The organism is Streptomyces sp. NBC_01546 (assembly GCF_045208355.1).
In the GTDB taxonomy this organism is placed as follows: Bacteria; Actinomycetota; Actinomycetes; order Streptomycetales; family Streptomycetaceae; genus Streptomyces.
In genome coordinates, this window is the sequence record NZ_CP109379.1 from 5,335,898 (window position 1) to 5,352,200 (window position 16,303).

General features: G+C 68.4%; 15 protein-coding genes and 2 tRNA genes. 13 read left to right on the forward strand and 4 right to left on the reverse strand.

Going from position 1 to position 16,303, the window contains the following annotated elements; translation table 11 throughout:
* The first annotated feature begins 93 nt into the window (after nucleotides 1-93).
* Entirely contained in the window at nucleotides 94-288 is a 195-nt protein-coding gene (locus tag OHA89_RS24385; protein WP_215140028.1) for a hypothetical protein, read from the forward strand.
* Here OHA89_RS24385 and OHA89_RS24390 read toward each other — a convergent pair.
* Together OHA89_RS24390 and OHA89_RS24395 are read right to left on the reverse strand one after the other, a co-directional pair.
* Nucleotides 278-760 (reverse strand): DUF4231 domain-containing protein, encoded by a 483-nt coding sequence (locus OHA89_RS24390; RefSeq protein ID WP_406367102.1) that lies wholly within the window; start codon nucleotides 758-760, stop codon nucleotides 278-280. The two genes, OHA89_RS24385 and OHA89_RS24390, sit on opposite strands and share 11 nt — an antisense overlap.
* Nucleotides 761-887: 127 nt before the next feature.
* Nucleotides 888-958 (reverse strand) — tRNA-Gly (locus OHA89_RS24395).
* Between the two features lie 178 nt (nucleotides 959-1,136).
* On the opposite strand from OHA89_RS24395, the gene OHA89_RS24400 reads away from it, so the two are divergent.
* From OHA89_RS24400 to OHA89_RS24425, 6 genes are all read left to right on the forward strand, one after another.
* Nucleotides 1,137-1,213, forward strand: a tRNA-Pro gene (locus OHA89_RS24400).
* Between the two features lie 186 nt (nucleotides 1,214-1,399).
* Nucleotides 1,400-2,788 (forward strand): trigger factor, encoded by a 1,389-nt coding sequence (gene tig, locus OHA89_RS24405; protein WP_266609721.1) that lies wholly within the window; start codon nucleotides 1,400-1,402, stop codon nucleotides 2,786-2,788.
* Between the two features lie 276 nt (nucleotides 2,789-3,064).
* Nucleotides 3,065-3,682 (forward strand): ATP-dependent Clp protease proteolytic subunit, encoded by a 618-nt coding sequence (locus OHA89_RS24410; protein WP_215140031.1) that lies wholly within the window; start codon nucleotides 3,065-3,067, stop codon nucleotides 3,680-3,682.
* Between the two features lie 67 nt (nucleotides 3,683-3,749).
* Complete coding sequence (locus tag OHA89_RS24415) at nucleotides 3,750-4,421, forward strand: ATP-dependent Clp protease proteolytic subunit (RefSeq protein ID WP_285443927.1); 672 nt, start codon at nucleotides 3,750-3,752, stop codon at nucleotides 4,419-4,421.
* Between the two features lie 153 nt (nucleotides 4,422-4,574).
* The gene (gene clpX / locus OHA89_RS24420) at nucleotides 4,575-5,861 is read left to right on the forward strand and encodes an ATP-dependent Clp protease ATP-binding subunit ClpX (RefSeq protein WP_215140032.1); all 1,287 of its coding nucleotides are present in this window, start codon (nucleotides 4,575-4,577) and stop codon (nucleotides 5,859-5,861) included.
* 169 nt (nucleotides 5,862-6,030) lie between these two features.
* Nucleotides 6,031-6,306, forward strand: coding sequence for a hypothetical protein (locus OHA89_RS24425; protein WP_266609722.1), 276 nt, complete (start codon nucleotides 6,031-6,033; stop codon nucleotides 6,304-6,306).
* Between the two features lie 52 nt (nucleotides 6,307-6,358).
* On the opposite strand, the gene OHA89_RS24430 is transcribed toward OHA89_RS24425, so the two are convergent.
* Nucleotides 6,359-7,264 (reverse strand): hypothetical protein, encoded by a 906-nt coding sequence (locus OHA89_RS24430; protein WP_406367103.1) that lies wholly within the window; start codon nucleotides 7,262-7,264, stop codon nucleotides 6,359-6,361.
* 126 nt (nucleotides 7,265-7,390) lie between these two features.
* Between OHA89_RS24430 and OHA89_RS24435 the strand changes: the two genes are divergently transcribed.
* Together OHA89_RS24435 and OHA89_RS24440 are read left to right on the forward strand one after the other, a co-directional pair.
* Nucleotides 7,391-10,012, forward strand: coding sequence for a valine--tRNA ligase (locus OHA89_RS24435; protein ID WP_257556331.1), 2,622 nt, complete (start codon nucleotides 7,391-7,393; stop codon nucleotides 10,010-10,012).
* 202 nt (nucleotides 10,013-10,214) lie between these two features.
* On the forward strand, nucleotides 10,215-11,363 hold the full coding sequence (locus OHA89_RS24440) for a sensor histidine kinase (RefSeq protein ID WP_257556332.1): 1,149 nt from the start codon (nucleotides 10,215-10,217) through the stop codon (nucleotides 11,361-11,363).
* Between the two features lie 19 nt (nucleotides 11,364-11,382).
* On the opposite strand, the gene OHA89_RS24445 is transcribed toward OHA89_RS24440, so the two are convergent.
* Nucleotides 11,383-12,432: a rod shape-determining protein gene (locus tag OHA89_RS24445; RefSeq protein ID WP_266609725.1), complete on the reverse strand. Its 1,050-nt coding sequence runs from the start codon at nucleotides 12,430-12,432 to the stop codon at nucleotides 11,383-11,385.
* A 118-nt stretch (nucleotides 12,433-12,550) separates the two neighbouring features.
* Between OHA89_RS24445 and OHA89_RS24450 the strand changes: the two genes are divergently transcribed.
* From OHA89_RS24450 to OHA89_RS24465, 4 genes are all read left to right on the forward strand, one after another.
* A complete protein-coding gene (locus OHA89_RS24450; protein WP_215140038.1) occupies nucleotides 12,551-14,095 on the forward strand; it encodes a folylpolyglutamate synthase/dihydrofolate synthase family protein in 1,545 nt (514 codons plus the stop codon).
* Nucleotides 14,096-14,097: 2 nt separating this feature from the next.
* Nucleotides 14,098-14,466, forward strand: a complete 369-nt coding sequence (locus tag OHA89_RS24455; protein ID WP_266609726.1) for a DUF4233 domain-containing protein — start codon at nucleotides 14,098-14,100, stop codon at nucleotides 14,464-14,466.
* 64 nt (nucleotides 14,467-14,530) lie between these two features.
* Nucleotides 14,531-14,941, forward strand: coding sequence for a nucleoside-diphosphate kinase (gene ndk, locus OHA89_RS24460; RefSeq protein ID WP_215140040.1), 411 nt, complete (start codon nucleotides 14,531-14,533; stop codon nucleotides 14,939-14,941).
* A 318-nt stretch (nucleotides 14,942-15,259) separates the two neighbouring features.
* The gene (locus OHA89_RS24465; RefSeq protein ID WP_008738981.1) at nucleotides 15,260-16,279 is read left to right on the forward strand and encodes a rod shape-determining protein; all 1,020 of its coding nucleotides are present in this window, start codon (nucleotides 15,260-15,262) and stop codon (nucleotides 16,277-16,279) included.
* The last annotated feature ends 24 nt before the right edge of the window (nucleotides 16,280-16,303 follow it).

Here is a 16,303-nt window from a genome sequence, read left to right on the forward strand (position 1 = left end):
AGCCGGGGCCCGTTGGTGGGAGGATGGTCCATGTGGGTGTGCGTGGCCGTACGCCCCGGGCCGACCAGGGGACGACCGAAGGTGTGATCAGTAGTGGCCATTTCGCTGTCAGTGGTGGTTCTGTTGGCGGTCATCCTGGTGGTGCTGATCCGCGGCAACCACATCAAGACGGGCCCCGCCATCGTCGCGGCCCTCTTCGGCTTCTTCCTGGCGTCCAGCTCGATCTCGGACGACGTGAACCGTTTCCTCAACTCCCTCGCGACGATGATCGCGAACATCAAGCTCTAGGCGGCGTGACGTCCGTGGGCTGCAGGTCGGCGCTCACCTGACCCCCCAGGGTCATGACGTTCAAGGTGGCCGAGTTCTCGTTCGCTATGGCCTTCTCCACCCGTGCCACCAGGGTCGTGAAGGACTCGCTCTCCGACAGGCCGAGATAGGGGCCCACGCCCGACTGGAAGTAGACCTTCTCGTGGCCGAGCAGCTGCTCGGTCGACCGGTAGTTCTTCCACTGCTCGCGGTAGCGGTACACGCTCTCCAGCGAGACGGAGCCGACGACGACCAGGCTGAGCGCCGTCGCGGTGAGCCGGGCGAACGGCAGGTCGATGTTGACCAGTACGGGCACCATCGCACCCCCGACCACCGACACGGTCCGCATCCTGAGATGCATGGCCTTCATCTTGACGGCCTTCCGGTCGTACCACTTCTGGTACTGGGAAAGCCTGGTGTCCACGTAGCGCTCGGCCTTGCTCGCCTCCGGCATGCGTGGGAGTAGACCGGCGAACTCGTGTGGAGTCAACCCACCGTCTGCCGGGGCCTGTTGGCCGAACCCGGAACGACTGAGGGCCAGGTGGAGGAAATATCCTCCGACCTGGCCCTCGAGTACTCAGAGCGGGCGACGGGAATCGAACCCGCGTAGCTAGTTTGGAAGACTAGTGCTCTACCATTGAGCTACGCCCGCAACGCGCGCGCCGCAGGTCCGGGGACCGCGGCACGGACAGCATCCTAGCGGGTCGCGCGGGGGGAGCGCACACCGCATTCGAGCCCGCCGCGAGCACCTGCCGAGAAGCCGGCCGGGAAACTCGGGAAACCCCGCACATCGGAGGGTCTCCGGGCATGTACCCTACGTGTCGCACCGACGGGGTGTGGCGCAGCTTGGTAGCGCGTCCGCTTTGGGAGCGGAAGGTCGTCGGTTCGAATCCGGCCACCCCGACCACAGCAGTGTCCCCTCCGATCCCATCGAGGGTCCTCCACAAGATCGCGTTGTGGGCTGATTGCCGCTTGCGGTTACTATGCAAGCTGCGTGCCCGTGTGTCTGATGTACCGGGCCGAAGTCCGCTGAACCGCTGAATCACAGCGTGACGGCAGAACCCCCAGCAGTCAGCCACAAGGAGACCGAACCGTGAAGAGCGCCGTGGAGACCCTGAACCCGACTCGGGTTCGGCTCACTGTTGAGGTGCCCTTCGAGGAGCTCAAGGACAGCCTCGACGCGGCGTACAAGAAGATCAACCAGCAGGTCACGGTGAAGGGCTTCCGCAAGGGCAAGATCCCGGCCCGCGTCATCGACCAGCGCTTCGGCCGCGGTGCGGTGCTGGAGGAGGCCGTCAACGACGCCCTCCCGAAGTTCTACACCGAGGCGGTCAACGAGGCCGACCTGAACCCGCTGGGCCAGCCCGAGGTCGACATCACGGAGCTGAAGGACGGCGAGCTGCTGGCCTTCACCGCCGAGGTCGACGTTCGCCCCGAGATCGAGATTCCGGACTACTCCGGCATCGAGGTCGAGGTCGACGCCATCGAGGTCTCCGACGAGGACATCGAGAAGTCCGTCGAGCAGCTGCGCGGCCGCTTCGCGTCCACCAAGGACGTCGAGCGCGCCGCCCAGGACGGTGACGTCGTCACCCTCGACCTCGAGGCCAAGGTCGACGGAGAGGTGCTGGAGGACGGCGTCGCTTCCGACGTGTCCTACACCATCGGCTCGGGCGAGCTCCTCGAGGGCATCGACGAGGCCGTCAAGGGCCTGGAGGCCGGTGGCGAGGCCACCTTCACCTCCCAGCTGAAGGGCGGCTCCGCCGAGGGCAAGGACGCCGAGGTCACCGTCAAGGTCACCAAGGTCTCCGCCCGCGAGCTGCCGGAGCTGGACGACGAGTTCGCGCAGATGGCGAGCGAGTTCGACACCCTCGACGAGCTCAAGGCCGACAGCCGCAAGCGCCTCGAGAACATGAAGCAGTACGACCAGGCCACGCAGGCCCAGGAGCGCGTCCTGGAGAAGCTGCTGGAGCTCGTCGAGGTGCCGATCCCCGAGAAGCTCCTCGCGGACGAGGTCCAGACCCGCAAGCACAACCTGGAGCACCACCAGCTCGGCCAGATGGGTCTGACCATCGAGAAGTACCTGGAGTTCCAGGGCAAGACGGTCGAGGAGTTCGACGCCGAGACCTCCGAGCAGGCCATCAAGGGCATCAAGACCCAGTTCGTCCTCGACGCGCTGGTCAACAAGGAGAAGCTGGGCGTCAACCAGGAGGAGCTCACCGAGCACCTCATGCGCCGTGCCCAGTCCTCCGGCATGTCCCCCGACCAGTTCGCCCAGGCCGTCGTCGAGGGCGGCCAGGTCCCGATGCTGGTCGGCGAGGTCGCCCGCGGCAAGGCCCTCGCGGTCGTCGTCGAGGCCTCCAAGGTCGTCGACACCAACGGTGAGGTCGTCGACCTCTCCGACGAGGACGAGGAGCAGGCCGTCGAGACGGTCGAGGCCGCCGTCGAGGGTGACGCCGAGGACAAGGCCGAAGAGGCCAAGTAACACCCAGGGCGAAGCCCACTGAGCAGTACCCCGAAGGGCCCGGACGCCGTCGCGTCCGGGCCCTTCGGCACTGCCGCCGAAAGGCTCCCGGACCTTGCGCTCCGAGCGAACAGTTCGGGAAGCGGGATGGCGTTGTCCTACCTGCGCGTTAGGGTCCATGAATACGAGGGCACGTGAGTACCCGGATGCCGGCGGACTTGTCCGCACCGGCCGGACCGCGCCCCAGAACGAGACGCTGAGACGGCACATGGCCGTCGGAGACGAGCAGGTGGATACGTGACGAATCTGAAGCCTTACGCCGCGGGTGAGCCGTCCATCGGTGGCGGCCTCGGCGACCATGTCTACAACCGGCTGCTCGGCGAGCGCATCATCTTCCTCGGCCAGCAGGTCGACGACGACATCGCCAACAAGATCACCGCACAGCTCCTCCTCCTGGCCGCCGAGCCGGAGAAGGACATCTACCTGTACATCAACAGCCCCGGTGGCTCCGTGACGGCGGGCATGGCGGTCTACGACACCATGCAGTACATCCCGAACGACGTCGTCACCATCGGCATGGGCATGGCGGCCTCCATGGGCCAGTTCCTGCTCACCGGTGGCGCCAAGGGCAAGCGCTTCGCCCTGCCGAACACCGACATCCTGATGCACCAGGGCTCCGCGGGCATCGGTGGCACCGCGTCGGACATCAAGATCCAGGCCCAGTACCTGCTGCGCACCAAGCAGCGCATGGCCGAGATCACCGCGTTCCACTCGGGCCAGACCGTCGAGGCGATCATCCGCGACGGCGACCGCGACCGCTGGTTCACCGCCGAGGAGGCCAAGGAGTACGGCCTCATCGACGAGATCATCTCGGCCGCGTCCAACGTGCCGGGCGGCGGCGGCACCGGGGCCTGATCCCGGCGCGCGACCTCTCGTACGCCCGCCCGTACAGGCAAGCCTCAGCCCGCAGAACGCCACCAGGATGGTGAACACCCAGATGCACATGAACAACCTCTCTCCCGCGAGCGGCCTCTACACCGGCGCTCAGGTGGACAACCGCTACGTCATCCCGCGCTTCGTCGAGCGCACCTCGCAGGGAGTGCGCGAGTACGACCCGTACGCGAAGCTCTTCGAGGAGCGCATCATCTTCCTCGGGGTGCAGATCGACGACGCCTCGGCGAACGACGTCATGGCGCAGCTGCTGTGCCTGGAGTCGATGGACCCGGACCGGGACATCTCGATCTACATCAACAGCCCCGGCGGCTCCTTCACCGCGCTGACGGCCATCTACGACACGATGCAGTTCGTGAAGCCGGACATCTCCACGGTCTGCATGGGCCAGGCGGCCTCCGCCGCCGCGGTCCTGCTCGCCGCCGGCGCCCCCGGCAAGCGCATGGCCCTGCCGAACGCCCGCGTGCTGATCCACCAGCCGTCCGGCGGCACCGGCCGTGAGCAGCTCTCCGACCTGGAGATCGCGGCCAACGAGATCCTGCGCATGCGCGACCAGCTGGAGACCATGCTGGCCAAGCACTCGACGACGCCGATCGAGAAGATCCGCGACGACATCGAGCGCGACAAGATCCTCACTGCCGAGGACGCGCTGGCGTACGGCCTGATCGACCAGGTCGTCTCCACCCGCAAGAGCTCGGCCTGATCCTTGCCTCCAGTTGGCGTGGGCACGCTGCCGGATTCGGCGGTGTGAACCACGTCAAGGGGGCCCCGCACGGGGCCCCCGGCAAGGTACCGTCGGATATGAGGCACCAGGAGCGCTGAACCAGGCGTCTCCCAGGCGAAGGGGAAGCACCTCGTGGCACGCATCGGTGACGGCGGCGACCTGCTCAAGTGCTCGTTCTGCGGAAAGAGCCAGAAGCAGGTGAAGAAGCTCATCGCAGGGCCCGGTGTGTACATCTGCGACGAGTGCATCGACCTCTGCAACGAGATCATCGAAGAGGAACTCGCGGAGACCTCCGAGGTCCGGTGGGAGGAACTCCCCAAGCCCCGTGAGATCTACGAGTTCCTGGAGAGCTACGTCGTCGGCCAGGAGCCGGCGAAGAAGGCGCTCTCCGTCGCGGTCTACAACCACTACAAGCGGGTCCAGGCCGGCGAGAACGGCGGCGCGCAGGGCCGGGACGACGCGATCGAACTCGCGAAGTCCAACATCCTGCTGCTCGGCCCCACCGGCTCCGGCAAGACGCTGCTCGCGCAGACGCTCGCCCGCATGCTCAACGTTCCGTTCGCCATCGCCGACGCGACGGCGCTGACGGAGGCCGGGTACGTCGGCGAGGACGTCGAGAACATCCTGCTGAAGCTGATCCAGGCGGCGGACTACGACGTCAAGAAGGCCGAGACCGGGATCATCTACATCGACGAGATCGACAAGGTCGCCCGCAAGAGCGAGAACCCGTCGATCACGCGCGACGTGAGCGGCGAGGGCGTTCAGCAGGCCCTCCTGAAGATCCTGGAAGGCACGACGGCCTCCGTTCCGCCGCAGGGTGGCCGCAAGCACCCGCACCAGGAGTTCATCCAGATCGACACGACGAACGTGCTCTTCATCGTGGGCGGCGCCTTCGCCGGCCTGGAGAAGATCATCGAGTCGCGTGCGGGTTCCAAGGGCATCGGCTTCGGGGCGACGATCCGCTCGAAGCGCGAGATCGAGGCCAGCAACCAGTTCCAGGAGGTCATGCCGGAGGACCTGGTGAAGTTCGGGATGATCCCCGAGTTCATCGGCCGCCTCCCCGTGCTGACCTCCGTGCACAACCTGGACCGCGAGGCCCTGCTCCAGATCCTCATCGAGCCGCGTAACGCCCTGGTGAAGCAGTACCAGCGCCTGTTTGAACTCGACGGTGTGGAACTGGACTTCGAGCGGGAAGCCCTCGAAGCCATCGCCGACCAGGCGATCCTCCGCCAGACGGGCGCGCGCGGCCTGCGCGCCATCATGGAGGAGGTCCTGATGTCGGTGATGTACGAGGTCCCGTCCCGCAAGGACGTGGCCCGCGTGGTCATCACCTCGGACGTGGTCCGCTCCAACGTCAACCCGACGCTGGTCCCCCGCATCGTTCCGAAGGACCAGGGCCCGCAGGAGAAGTCGGCGTAGCCGCCGCCAAGCAGCAAGCAGAAGGGGCGCCCCCCGACCGGGGGCGCCCCTTCGCGCATTCAGGACTTCGTTGCACGATAATCGGTCAACTGTTCCAGTTTGCCCTGGTGTGGGGAAGTCTTCCTTGATCAAATTCATCCCGGAAACGCTTCCACGGAGGGATGAGGACATGAAGAAGAAGCGGGCGCTCGGCGTTCTGGCGGCCACATTCATCGCGGCTGCGCTGCCCATGGTGGCGGCTTCACCGGCGTCGGCCTCGTCGGCTGACTGTCAGGTCTACCTGCGCAATCTGGGCTACAACGTGGGTCCGAGGGTGCAGGACTCATGCAATATCGGCGCCGCATGGGATATCCATGGGTTGAACCGCCTTACCTGCTTCAGGGCCTTGACGGACCTTGGAGTGAAGGTGAATGACGCTTCCACGGCGTGCTTCGACCTGGCGTGAGGACGCGGACGGATCGGCGCGGGGCGCGCGCCCCGCGCCGACGTCCTTCTGATCAGGCCTTGACGCGGGCGGTGTTGTAGAGCTTCGCGGTGAGGTCTGCGGTCTGCTCCAGGGTGTAGCCCGGCTTGCCGGCGAGGATGGATGCCACGTCCGAGGCGCTGACCACGCTCAGGGTGCTGTAGTCACCCCAGATGCAGAACGGGAGCGTGGCTTCCTTCGGTCCCTTGGTGCTCGTGTCCTTCGAGGTGAACTTGATGTTCTGGCACTTCATCACGGCACCCTTGAAGCCGGCCGGGGTCATCGCCTGGGGGCTGCCAACGAGTTCCACCTCCGACTTGCCGTCCTTGGCGGCGTTCAGCTTGGCCATCGCGAAGTAGCCGTCCACCGACTTCTCCGGGTCGGCGAGCTCCCCGTAGAAGCCCTGGAAGTTGAGGCCCTTGGCCGACAGCGGGTTCTTCGGGTCGCCGGACTGGTAGGTCATGCTCACCTGGGCCGGGTTCTTGATGCCCGCCGCCTCGGCTTCCTTCTTGTCCTTGTCGCTGAACTCCTTCTCCTTGTACTTCGGGTCCTTCTTGAAGTCGTCCACCGACTCCGGGGCTACCAGCTTGTAGCCCTTGGTGTCGGCGGAAACGGAGCCGCCCGCGCCGCCGCCCAGGAAGTACCAGCCGCCGCCCGCGATCACCGCGACCGCGACGACCACCGCGATGACCACGCCGGCTTTGGACTTCTTCGGCTGCTGCGGGGGCATCCCGCCGTACGGGGGCTGCTGGTAGCCGTAGCCCGGCTGCTGCTGGGGCTGCTGGGGGTATCCCTGCGGCGGGACGCCCGGCTGCTGCGGGTAGCCGTAACCGGGCTGGGGCGCGGGCTGACCGTAGGGCCCCGGCGGCGGGGGCTGCTGCCCGTACGGTCCGGGCTGCTGCGGCTGCTGTCCGTAAGGTCCCGGCTGGTTGTAGCTCATCCCGCGTCCCCCAATGAGGTTGCTTATACGTTCCACACATCCTGTCGGAAGCCGAAGTCTCCGGGTTCGCCGGGTCACCTGAATACCGGTTTCAGTACCGGACCGTTACGCCTCTAAACTGACCCCGTGACCGAGAACACGCAGACACCCAGCAGCCCCAACTCCGAACTGCCGACCCAGTACGCGCCGGCCGAGGTAGAGGGGAAGCTCTACGAGCGCTGGGTAGAACGTGGTTACTTCACGGCCGATCCCGCGAGCGAGAAGCCCGCGTACACCATCGTCATCCCGCCGCCGAACGTCACCGGCTCCCTGCACCTGGGGCACGCCTTCCAGCACACGCTCATGGACGCCCTGACCCGCCGCAAGCGGATGCAGGGCTACGAGTCGCTGTGGCTGCCCGGCATGGACCACGCCGGCATCGCCACCCAGAACAAGGTCGAGCAGCAGCTCGCCGAGGAGGGCAAGTCCCGCCACGACCTGGGCCGCGAGGAGTTCGTCGAGCGGGTCTGGCAGTGGAAGGAAGAGTACGGCGGCAAGATCCTCGGCCAGATGAGGCGGCTGGGCGACGGTGTGGACTGGTCGCGCGAGCGGTTCACGATGGACGAAGGGCTGTCCAAGGCCGTCCAGACGATCTTCAAGAAGCTCTTCGACGACGGGCTCATCTACCGCGCCGAGCGCATCATCAACTGGTGCCCCCGCTGTCTGACGGCCATCTCCGACATCGAGGTGGAGTACCAGGAGGACGCGGGCGAGCTCGTCTCGATCAAGTACGGCGAGGGTGAGGACACCCTGGTCGTCGCGACCACCCGCGCCGAGACGATGCTCGGTGACACGGCCATCGCCGTCCACCCGGACGACGAGCGCTACAAGCACCTGGTCGGCAAGCTGATCAAGCTGCCGCTCACCGACCGCTCCATCCCGGTCGTCGCGGACACCCACGTCGACCCGGCGTTCGGCACCGGCTGCGTCAAGGTGACCCCGGCGCACGACCCGAACGACTTCGCCATCGGGCAGCGGCACGGCCTGCCCAACCTGACGATCATGGACGAGCACGGCGTCATCACCGTCCACGGCCCCTTCCTCGGCCTGGACCGCTTCGAGGCCCGCTCCGCCGTCGTCGGCGCCCTGCGCCAGCAGGGTCGGATCGTCGCCGAGAAGCGTCCGTACATGCACTCCGTCGGGCACTGCTCGCGCTGCTCCACCACCGTCGAGCCCCGCCTGTCCCTCCAGTGGTGGGTCAAGGTCGAGACCCTCGCCAAGGCCGCCGGTGACGCGGTCCGCGACGGCCGGGTCGCGATCCACCCGCAGGAGATGGAGAAGCGCTACTTCGACTGGGTCGACAACCTCAACGACTGGTGCATCTCGCGCCAGCTGTGGTGGGGCCACCGGATCCCGGTCTGGTACGGCCCGGACGGCGAGGTCGTCTGCGTCGGACCGGACGACGAGGCGCCGACGGGCGAGGGCTGGGTCCAGGACACCGACGTCCTCGACACCTGGTTCTCGTCCGGGCTGTGGCCGTTCTCGACGCTCGGCTGGCCGGAGCAGACCCCGGACCTGAAGAAGTTCTATTCCACGGACGTCCTGGTCACCGGGCACGACATCATCTTCTTCTGGGTCGCCCGGATGATGATGTTCGGCCTGTACGCCATGGACGGCGAGGCCCCGTTCAAGACGATCGCGCTGACCGGTCTGGTCCGCGACGAGCGCGGCAAGAAGATGTCGAAGTCCTTCGGCAACGTGGTCGACCCGCTGGACTGGATGGACAAGTACGGCTCCGACGCCGTCCGCTTCACCCTGGCCAAGGGCGCCAACCCCGGCACCGACGTCCCGATCGGTGAGGACTGGGTCCAGGCCTCCAGCAAGTTCGCCAACAAGATCTGGAACGCCACGCGCTTCGCGCTGATGAACGGCGCGACGATCGAGGGCGAGCTGCCGGCCGCGGAGCAGATGTCCGCGACCGACCGCTGGATCCTGTCGCGGCTCAACAAGACCGTCGCGCAGGTCGACGCGTACTACGAGGACTTCCAGTTCTCGAAGCTCAGCGAGGCGCTGTACCACTTCGCGTGGGACGAGGTCTTCGACTGGTACGTCGAGCTGTCGAAGACGACCTTCTTCGCGGGCGGCGAGCAGGCCAAGGTCTCCGGCCGGGTGCTGGGCGAGGTCATCGACGTCATGCTGCGGCTGCTGCACCCGGTGGTCCCGTTCGTCACCGAGACGCTGTGGACCACGCTGACAGGCCGCGAGTCGCTCGTGATCGCCGAGTGGCCCAAGGACAGCGGCTTCCGCGACGAGGCCGCCGAGGCCGAGATCGGGAACGTCCAGTCGGTCGTCACCGAGGTCCGTCGCTTCCGCAAGGAGCAGGGTCTGCAGGACGGCCAGAAGGTCCCGGCCCGCCTGGACCTGGCCGGCACCGCGCTGGCCGCGCACGAGGCCGCCATCCGGCAGCTGCTGCGTCTGCAGCCGGAGGGCGACTCCTTCAGCGCCACCGCGACCCTCCCGGTCGCCGGCGCGAGCGTCGCGCTCGACCTGTCGGGCACCATCGACGTGGCCGCCGAGCGCAAGCGCCTCTCCAAGGACCTCGCGGCCGCGGAGAAGGAGAAGCAGCAGGCCGAGGCGAAGCTCGGGAACGAGGCGTTCATCGCCAAGGCTCCCGACAACGTCGTGGACAAGATCAAGGGCCGGCTGGCCAAGGCCGAAGCGGACATCGCCCGGATCCAGGCCCAGCTGGACACGCTGCCGCCCGCGTAGCCGCCCGCAAGCGAGTGAAGGCCCCCACACCGTCGGTCGATGTGGGGGCCTTCCCCGTATGCCTTCCCCGCGCGGGGGCCGGCGTCACAGGAGTCATCGGGGGTGCGCAGGGACCTCCGGCCTGTCCGAAGTGCCCTATATCACTCCTTATCTGGTCCGGGGGGACCCCGATCCGAGGGGATGACCACGGATGATGGAGGGCATGCAGGCCAAGCCCGTCGTCTCGGCGCTCCACTGGGCCGCGGCCTCCGGCCGCCGGCTCGCCGAGAGCTGGGCCGGTTCACCGCGGGCGCTGGACGTGCTGACGGCGCTCAGCTGCCTCGCCCTGATGGCGCTGGACCTCCCCGGCCTCGCCGCCGCAGACAACTCCCTCAACGGGCCGCTCGCCGCCGTGGTGCTCGCCGTCGGCTGTTCGAGCCTGCTGGTGCGCCGCCGGGCGCCCTGGATCTCGTACTTCGCCGCGCTGCTCTTCATCGGCTGGCTGCACGAGCTCACCCTGATCCAGTTCGCCCTCTACTCGGTCGGCCGCTACCGCGGGCGCCGGGCCGGGATACTCGCCACCCTCGGGTACGTGGGCTTCGCGCTGGTGGTGTTCAGCGTGCCGGGCTGGCCCGGGCCGAAGGCCGAGAGCCTGAGCGCCTTCCTCAGCCTGGTCGTGCCCATCGGGGTGCTCGCCTCGGCCGTCGGCATCGCCGCCTACCGGCACGACCTGGTGTCGGAGCTCACCGCCCGGCGGGCCGAGTCCGCCGTGCTCCAGGCCGTGCAGCAGGAGCGCACCTCCGTGGCCAGCGACGTCCACGACTTCGTCGGGCGGGAGCTGACCCTGCTGACGGTGCGCTCCGAGGTGCTGTCGACGCGGGCGCGCGAGACGGCGTACGGATCAGACTTCGAAGAGCTGGCGGACACCGCGCGCCGGGCCCATCTGGTGCTCAACGAGATCATCGTGCTGCGCGGGGAGCGGGCCTCGACCCCGGGGGTGGACGGGCTGCCGGCGCTCGCGGAGGAGAGCGGGCGGGCCGGTTCGCCCGTACGGCTCGCCGTGGACCCGGACGTACACGCGCTGTCGCCGCTGCGGCAGGCGGCGGTCTACCGGGTCGTGCAGGAGTGCCTGACGAACGCGGCCAAGCATGCGCACGGCGAGACGATCGAGGTGTCGGTCAAGGCGGACGGCCCGCGGCTGCGGATCGCCGTCAGCAACGCGCTGCCAGCCCGGACCCCCGGCCGGGCCCCGGTCTCGGCAGGTTCGGGCACGGCGAGCATGTCCGAGCGGGTGCGCAGCCTGGGCGGCGACCTGACGGCGACGCGCACGCGGGACTCGTACGAGGTCGTCGCCACCCTGCCGCGCCACTAGGGCGTGTCCGGGCCGCGCGCTACGCCTTCGCCGGGGCCAGCAGGCTGTTCAGGGTGTCCAGGTCCTCGACGCAGCGGCCCGAGCCCAGGGCCACGCAGTCCAGGGGGTTGTCGGCGACGAAGACCGGGATGCCGGTCGCCGAGGCCATCCGCAGGTCGAGGCCGGGCAGGAGCGCGCCGCCGCCGGTCAGGACGATGCCGTGTTCCATCACGTCGCCGGAGAGTTCGGGCGGGCACTCCTCCAGGGTGGTGCGCACGGCGGCGATGATCGCCTCGATTGGCTCGTGCAGGGCGGCCCGTACGTCCGGCGCGGTCAGCTCCAGCGTCTTGGGCATGCCGCCGACCTTCTCGCGGCCGCGCACGGTGAAGGTGCGGGTCTCCAGCTCCGGCCGGCCGGGCACCGGCCAGGCCGATCCGATGCCGACCTTGATGTCCTCGGCGGTGCGCTCGCCGATGAGCAGCGCGTGCTCCTTGCGGACGTAGTCCATGATCGCCGCGTCCAGCCGGTCTCCGCCGGCACGCAGCGACTGGGAGGTGACGATGCCGCCGAGCGAGATGACGGCGACCTCCGAGGTGCCGCCGCCGATGTCCACGACCATCGAGCCGCGCGGTTCGGCCACCGGGAGCCCGGCGCCGATGGCCGCGGCCATCGGTTCCTCGATGAGGTGGACGGTCCTGGCCCCGGCCCGGGTGGAGGCGTGGACGATGGCGCGCCGTTCGACCGGAGTGACCCCGGACGGGACGCAGATCACCATGCGGGTGCGCGGCCGCCGGCCGGGGACCGCCTTGCGCACGAAGTGCCGGATCATCTCCTCCGCGGCCTCGTAGTCGCAGATCACGCCGTCCTTGAGGGGGCGGATGGCGGTGATGGAGCCAGGGGTTCGGCCGATGGTCTCCTTGGCCTCCGTCCCGACGGCAAGGGCGGTGGTGGTGCCCGCTTTCACGGCGACCACGGACGGCTCATTGAGGACGATCCCGTGCCCCCGTGCGTAGATCAGGGTGTTCGCGGTCCCCAGGTCCATCCCTATGTCGCGGCTGGATGCTGTCTTGTTGCTGCTGGCCTGCGGCATTTGTTCCCCAATCTCCTGCCCGCAAGGCTTGCATAACGATCTGGTCGCTTTGCCGGTCGAAGGTCCTGAAACGCCCGGGTCGAAGGTCCCGCCGGTCCTCGTCCGTAGACTGGGCCCCGTGAGTGAGCAGCAGCCCGAGAGCCACGACCGCGACCGCGATGGCGCCTTCGACGAATCCGACGAGTTCGACCAGATCGTGGCGGAAGAGTCCGACCGCGACCCCGACCTGGCGGTGATCGAGGCCGGCAGCCGCACCCTGCGCGCGCAGGCCGGACCGCCGCAGGGCGACCCGGTGCCCGCCCGGCCCGTCGACCCGGAGGTCGCCAAGGCGCTGCTGGAGGTGGAGCAGGAACTGGCCGGCCGCTGGGGCGAGACCAAGCTGGAGCCGTCCGTGACGCGGATCGCCGCGCTGATGGACGTCCTGGGCGAGCCGCAGCGCGCGTACCCCTCCATCCATGTCACCGGCACGAACGGCAAGACCAGCACGGCCCGCATGATCGAGTCATTGCTGAACGCCTTCGAGCTGCGTACCGGCCGCTACACCAGCCCGCACGTGCAGTCGGTCACCGAGCGGATCAGCCTCGACGGGGCGCCGATCACCGCCGAGCGGTTCGTCGAGACGTACCACGACATCAAGCCGTACGTGGAGATGGTCGACGCCGCCGAGGAGTTCCGGCTGTCGTTCTTCGAGGTGCTGACCGGGATGGCGTACGCGGCCTTCGCGGACGCCCCGGTGGACGCGGCCGTGGTCGAGGTCGGCATGGGCGGCACCTGGGACGCGACCAACGTCATCGACGGCTCGGTCGCCGTGGTGACCCCGATCAGCCTGGACCACACCGACCGGCTGGGCACCACGCCCGGCGAGATCGCCCTGGAGAAGGGCGGCATCATCAAGCAGGGCGCCACCGTGATCCTGGCGCAGCAGCCGGTGGACGCGGCGCAGGCGCTGCTGAAGAAGGCCGTCGAGGTCGACGCGACGGTGGCCCGCGAGGGCATGGAGTTCGGCGTGGTCACGCGCGAGGTCGCGGTCGGCGGCCAGCAGCTGACGCTGCGCGGGGTCGGCGGCGAGTACGACGGCATCTTCCTGCCGCTGTACGGGGCGCACATGGCGCACAACGCGGCGGTGGCGCTGGCCGCGGTCGAGGCCTTCTTCGGGGTCGGGACCGGCGGGCAGGAGCACGCGCGCGTGCTGGACCTGGACACCGTGCGGAAGGCCTTCGCCTCGGTGACCTCGCCGGGCCGCATGGAGGTCGTGCGGCGCAGCCCGACGGTGGTGCTGGATGCGGCGCACAACCCGGCGGGGGCCGCGGTCACCGCGGACGCCGTCACCGAGTCCTTCGGCTTCAGCCGGCTGATCGGCGTCGTGGCCGCGAGCGAGGGCAAGGACGTCCGCGGGGTGCTCGAGGCCTTCGAGCCGATCTGCGCGGAGGTGGTGGTGACGGAGAACTCCAGCCACCGGTCGATGGGCGCGGACGAGCTGGCGGCCGTCGCGGTCGAGGTGTTCGGCGTGGACCGGGTGCAGGTGGAGCCGCGGCTGGACGACGCACTGGAGGCGGCGATCACCCTGGCGGAGGAAGAGGCCGAGTACGGAGGGGCCGGGGTCCTGGTGACCGGTTCCGTGATCACGGTGGGCGAGGCCCGCCTGCTGCTGAAGAGGGGCTGAGGATGCGCACGCTGTGTGCGAGCACGCTGATCGGCGAGTTCTTCGTGATCGGCTTCGCGGGCCTGGTGGCCATGAAGAACCCCGACCTGACCCAGACCGCGGTGTGGACGGTGTGCGGGGTCACGATGCTGCTCTCGGTGCTGCTGTGCGGGATGCTCTCGCGTCCCGGGGCGGTCCAGCTGGGCTGGGCCCTGCAGATCGGCCTGATCGTGAGCGGGTTCGTCGTCCCGGCGATGTTCTTCCTCGGTGCGGTGTTCGCGGGGCTGTGGTGGTGCTCGGTGCACTACGGCCGCAAGATCGACGCGGCCAAGGCCCGGTGGGCGGCCATGGCGGAGGCGTCGGCGGTCCCCGGGGCGCCTGACGCTGTGTGACAGGTCCCCGGAACGGCCCTGTAGATTCGTCCTACCGCACCCGTATGCCGCAAGGAGCCGCAACATGACCCAGCGCACCCTCGTCCTGCTGAAGCCCGACGCCGTCCGTCGCGGTCTGGTGGGCGAGATCATCGGCCGTATCGAGCGGAAGGCCGGCTGGACCATCCCCGCGCTGGAGCTGCGCACGCTGGACCAGGAGACGCTCGAGGCGCACTACGGCGAGCACAAGGGCAAGCCGTTCTACGAGCCCCTGATGGGCTTCATGGCCAGTGGTCCGATCGTGGCCCTGGTCGTCGAAGGGGAACGCGCGATCGAGGGTGTCCGCCAGCTGGCCGGTCCCACCGACCCGATCGCCGCGGCGCCGGGCTCCATCCGGGGGGACTTCGGCACCATCGTCCGGGAGAACTTGATCCACGCCTCGGACTCCGAGGAGTCCGCGGAGCGCGAGCTGAAGCTGTTCTTCCCGGCTCTCTGACCATTCCGTGAATATTCTGTGAGCACTATTTCCTGACGTGACATCAGCCGAATAGCGCTCATGACCTGGGGCGACCGAAGTAATTTCGGTCGCCCTGCGGTATTTCCGGGCGATACCGGGAACGCCTGGGCAGGACACGTCGTCACCACTAAGGGGGCGGGTATCCATTCCGGCGGGATTGCCGGAGTCCCGTCGCGCGGTGTCCGTACTCCCGGCACTACGATGGGGCCTCCACCCACACACCCACCTCGCCGACCTGACAGCAGCCGCTATCAACTGGAAGGCCAGACGCTCCTCATGGGGAACAAGGGGAACACTATGTCGTTCATCGGCCGTGACATGGCGATCGACCTCGGGACCGCCAACACGCTGGTGTACGTGAGGGGCCGGGGGATCGTCCTGAACGAGCCGTCCGTGGTCGCCATCAACACGAACACCGGCGGCATTCTGGCGGTCGGCTCCGAGGCGAAGAAGATGATCGGGCGCACGCCCGGCAACATCGTCGCCGTAAGGCCCCTCAAGGACGGCGTCATCGCCGACTTCGAGATCACCGAGCGCATGCTCCGGTACTTCATCCTCAAGATCCACAAGCGCCGCTACCTGGCCCGCCCGCGCGTCGTGGTGTGCGTGCCCTCCGGCATCACCGGAGTGGAGCGACGCGCCGTCATCGAGGCGTCCACGCAGGCCGGCGCCCGCCAGGTGCACATCATCGAAGAGCCCATGGCCGCCGCCATCGGCTCGGGCCTGCCCGTCCACGAGGCCACCGGCAACATGGTCGTGGACATCGGCGGCGGCACCACCGAGGTCGCCGTCATCTCCCTCGGCGGAATCGTCACGGCACAGTCCATCCGGGTGGCCGGCGACGAGCTCGACAACGCGATCATCCAGCACATCAAGAAGGAGTACTCGCTCCTCCTCGGCGAGCGCACCGCCGAGCAGATCAAGATCACCATCGGGTCGGCGTACGACCTCGACAAGGACGAGCACACCGAGATCCGGGGTCGCGACCTGGTCTCCGGCCTGCCCAAGACGGTCGTCATCTCGGCTGCCGAGGTGCGCAAGGCCATCGAGGAACCCGTCAACGCCATCGTCGACGCCGTCAAGACCACCCTCGACAAGTGCCCGCCGGAGCTCTCCGGCGACATCATGGACCGCGGCATCGTCCTGACCGGCGGCGGCGCCCTGCTGCGCGGCCTCGACGAGCGGCTGCGGCGCGAGACCGGGATGCCCATCCACATCGCGGAAGACCCGCTCGACTCCGTCGCACTCGGCTCCGGCAAGTGCGTCGAGGAGTTCGAGGCCCTCCAGCAGGTCCTGGACGCCCAGCCCCGTCGCTGACAGACACCCCTCCACGCCGGAGGG

Coding starts and splice junctions, on each gene's coding strand:
- OHA89_RS24455 (WP_266609726.1), top strand. CDS start 14,098: ATGCGCACGCTGTGTGCGAGCACGCTGATCGGCGAGTTCTTCGTGATC.
- OHA89_RS24440 (WP_257556332.1), top strand. CDS start 10,215: ATGCAGGCCAAGCCCGTCGTCTCGGCGCTCCACTGGGCCGCGGCCTCC.
- ndk (WP_215140040.1), top strand. CDS start 14,531: ATGACCCAGCGCACCCTCGTCCTGCTGAAGCCCGACGCCGTCCGTCGC.
- OHA89_RS24430 (WP_406367103.1), bottom strand. CDS start 7,264: ATGAGCTACAACCAGCCGGGACCTTACGGACAGCAGCCGCAGCAGCCC.
- OHA89_RS24465 (WP_008738981.1), top strand. CDS start 15,260: ATGTCGTTCATCGGCCGTGACATGGCGATCGACCTCGGGACCGCCAAC.
- OHA89_RS24415 (WP_285443927.1), top strand. CDS start 3,750: ATGGTGAACACCCAGATGCACATGAACAACCTCTCTCCCGCGAGCGGC.
- OHA89_RS24425 (WP_266609722.1), top strand. CDS start 6,031: ATGAAGAAGAAGCGGGCGCTCGGCGTTCTGGCGGCCACATTCATCGCG.
- OHA89_RS24390 (WP_406367102.1), bottom strand. CDS start 760: ATGCCGGAGGCGAGCAAGGCCGAGCGCTACGTGGACACCAGGCTTTCC.
- OHA89_RS24445 (WP_266609725.1), bottom strand. CDS start 12,432: ATGCCGCAGGCCAGCAGCAACAAGACAGCATCCAGCCGCGACATAGGG.